Annotated in this window: 3 protein-coding genes; all 3 read right to left on the reverse strand. The window is 68.1% G+C overall.

Annotated elements, in window-relative coordinates; all coding sequences use genetic code 11:
- Positions 1–245 precede the first annotated feature (245 nt).
- Genes GPA_RS08380 through GPA_RS08390 form a run of 3 tightly spaced genes read right to left on the reverse strand, consistent with a single transcriptional unit; the run spans position 246 to position 2,862 of the window.
- Positions 246–1,361, reverse strand: coding sequence for a lactonase family protein (locus GPA_RS08380; RefSeq protein ID WP_015539596.1), 1,116 nt, complete (start codon positions 1,359–1,361; stop codon positions 246–248).
- 26 nt (positions 1,362–1,387) lie between these two features.
- Positions 1,388–2,065 (reverse strand): YczE/YyaS/YitT family protein, encoded by a 678-nt coding sequence (locus tag GPA_RS08385; protein ID WP_049784082.1) that lies wholly within the window; start codon positions 2,063–2,065, stop codon positions 1,388–1,390.
- A complete protein-coding gene (locus GPA_RS08390) occupies positions 2,065–2,862 on the reverse strand; it encodes a glucose 1-dehydrogenase (RefSeq protein WP_015539598.1) in 798 nt (265 codons plus the stop codon). Before GPA_RS08390 ends, GPA_RS08385 begins: the two co-directional genes overlap by 1 nt.
- Positions 2,863–2,970 lie beyond the last annotated feature (108 nt).

A 2,970-nucleotide genomic window follows, 5' to 3' on the forward strand; every position in this document is an offset into this window, starting at 1 on the left:
AAGCCGTCGCCGCGGAGTCGCGCATTCCCTTCTACTGCGACGCGGCCGCGTTCCTCGGCGCGCTCGTTGCTCGATAAGGCGCCTGCGTTCCTAGCGATTGCCAAACTGGTAGTTTTTTGACAGAACAAAACAGGCCTATGAACAGGTAAAATACAATATATCACCTGTTCATAAGCCTGTCAAAAAACACTCGGTTTGGCAATCCGCAGCAGCATCTCCAGGATTTCGCGTTTTTGCTTCTCGGGCTATCCGTCCCAGATGACGCACGAGGGCTGGGGGACGGCGATGCGCGCCTCCTCGCGTGGCTCGTCCGTGGCCGGGTCGAGGGCGAACAGGACCACCTCGTCGCTGCCCTGGTTGGCCACGGCCAGGTGCCGTCCCTCGGGGGAGAGCGAGAAATGGCGCGGGCCTCGCCCGCCGCACGGGCAGTCGGCGAGCGGGGTAGCGGCGCCGTCCCTGTCGATGCCGAACAGCGTCAGACGGTCGCTGCCGCGCACGGATACGTACAGGCGCCGACCGTCAGGCGAGAACGCGGGATGCGCCGCGCGCACGTCGCCGGGGACCACCGGCAATTCGAGCCTTCCTGTTTGCTCCCAGCCCGTACCCGCTCGGTCGTACCGGTACAGCAGCACGTCGTTCGCCAGCTCGTTCACCAGGGCTGCGAGCGGTAGGCGGGGATGGAACGCCAACATGCGCGGGCCGGAGCCGGGCGGCACGCGCACCGTCTCCACCGGCGGCGTCTCGAGCGTTCCGGTGGCCTCGGCCCGGTAGAGCGTCACGGTGTCGGTTCCCAGGTCCACCACGGCCAGCAGGCCCGTGCCGGGCACGAAGCGCGCCGAGTGCACGTGCGGCGCGCTCTGCCGCGCGCAGTTCGGCCCGCTTCCCGCATGGCGTATCGACGGCAGGCCGCCGCAGGGGTTCCCGTTGGCGTCGAGCAGGCACAGCCCCACCGAGCCGCTTTCGTAGTTCGCGCCGTAGAGGCAGCGCCCGTCGGGATGCACGGTGGCGAAGCACGTGCCGGCGTCGGCAGGCGACGAGCATGTGCCCCGGCAGCAAAGCGTCCCGTCCTCCGCCACGTCGTAGGCGGCCAGGCAGCTGCGGTCGGCGAGCTCATGGGCTGCGTACAGGGTGCTTGTCGCGCTTCCGCCGGGCTTCGTCTCCGTGCCGGCCTCCGCGCCCGCGGGCGAACCGGCCGACTGCGCGCGCACGAGGTAGGAAGGGTTCGGCGCGTGCGTCCCCGCGTTCACCACATGCAGACGGCGCTCGTCCTCGTCGAACGCGAGCACGTAGATGCCCTCGCTCGCGGTGTCCTCGGTGTAGGTCCCCACGAACAGACGTCGCTCCGCCCTTGCTCGCTGCATGGCCCGTCTCCTTTCCTCGCGGCGTGCTAACCGCGCTCCTCGGCCAGCTCTTCCCGGTCCAGCACGTGGAAGCGGCGGTAGAGCCGAAGCGTGGCCACGCGGTTCCACGCCGTGATCAGGGGACCGGTCATGAACGCCGCCACCACGGTGAACACGCCGATGGGCCCGCCGGCCAGCACGGCCACCACGGTCACGAGGATGTCCTGCGCCATGCGTACGGGCGTGTAGGAGAACCGCGTGCGCGCCACGATGACGGGCGCGATGGCGTCGATGGGCGCCACGCCCATGCGCGTCTTCAGGTACAGCGACACGCCCAGCGTGAACAGCAGCGTTCCCAGCACCAGGTGCGCGCCCGCGCTCACCAACCCCGAGGGCTGCCAGGGCAGCAGGTGGTAGATCCAGGTGAAAAGCTCAATCAGGTACCCCACGAACACCATGTTGATGATCGTGCCCAGGCCGATTTGCCACTTGTCGAACGCGAACACCGCCACGAGGATCACCAGGTTCACCAACAGCTGGAACGTGCCGAAGTCCATGCCCACGAGCGCGCTCAGCCCCAGGTTCATGGCGGTGAACGGGTCCACGCCCACGTTGCCCACACGACACACGGTGGTGCCCAGCGCGATGCACACCACGCCGATGCACGAGAACAGCAGCTTGCCCTTCAAGTTGTACGTGTGGCGCAGGTCCATCCACCGTGCCATCAGCCGTCGCCCCGCTCGAACGACGGGTACAGCGCCATGCCGCCGTCAACGAACAGGCTCGTGCCGGTGACGTAGCTGGACTCGTCCGACGCGAGCCAAACTGCGGCGGCGGCCACCTGCTCCACCGTGCCGATCCGGTGCAGGGGGATCATGCGCTCCGTTTGAGCGCGCGCCTCGGGGTCCTCGAACTTCTCGGCGTTGATGGGCGTCTCGATGGCGCCCGGCGCGATGCAGTTCACCCGGATGCCGAGGTGGGCGTACTCGAGCGCAATGGTCTCGCTGAACAGCTTCACGCCGCCCTTACTGGCTGCGTAGTGCGCGAACGTGGGCCAGGGGATGCGCTCGTGAACGGACGACAGGTTGACGATGCAGCCTTTCCGATCCTGCTCGACGAAGTGCCCGAGCGCCGCCTTCGAGCCCAGGAACACGCCGGTCAGGTTCACGGCGAGCGTCTTCTCCCATACGTCGAGGGGCAGCTCGTGGGTGGGGTGGCGCGACTCGATGCCGGCGTTGTTCACCCACACGTCGATGCCGCCGAAGTGCTCGAGCGCGGCGTCGCGGAGCTTGGGCGCGCCGTCCTCCTGCGAGATGTCCGCCTGCACGAGCACGACGCGCGCGGTCTCGCCCGGCGCGTTGAACTCGTCGGCGAGCTTCTGGGCCTCGCCGCGGTGCTTGTCGCTGTGGAAGTTGACGACGACGCTCATGCCCTCCTGCAGGAATCGCCGTGCAATGCCGTGGCCGAGGCCGACGGACGCGCCGGTGACGACGGCGGTCTTGCCGTTGAGGTCGGGATACATGGTGCACCTCCTTTGAAGGGGCCGATTCGCAGAAGTATGAGGGCGCCCGGCGGCGCGCTTGCGCGGCAGCGGGGGAGCGTGGCGCTTCCGTCACGGCATTGCCACGCG

It is taken from the genome of Gordonibacter pamelaeae 7-10-1-b, assembly GCF_000210055.1.
Classification (GTDB): Bacteria; Actinomycetota; Coriobacteriia; order Coriobacteriales; family Eggerthellaceae; genus Gordonibacter; species Gordonibacter pamelaeae.

Excerpts from the sequence above, each read along its gene's own strand:
- GPA_RS08380 (WP_015539596.1), bottom strand. The coding sequence starts at position 1,361 with ATGCAGCGAGCAAGGGCGGAGCGACGTCTGTTCGTGGGGACCTACACC.
- GPA_RS08390 (WP_015539598.1), bottom strand. The coding sequence starts at position 2,862 with ATGTATCCCGACCTCAACGGCAAGACCGCCGTCGTCACCGGCGCGTCC.
- GPA_RS08385 (WP_049784082.1), bottom strand. The coding sequence starts at position 2,065 with ATGGCACGGTGGATGGACCTGCGCCACACGTACAACTTGAAGGGCAAG.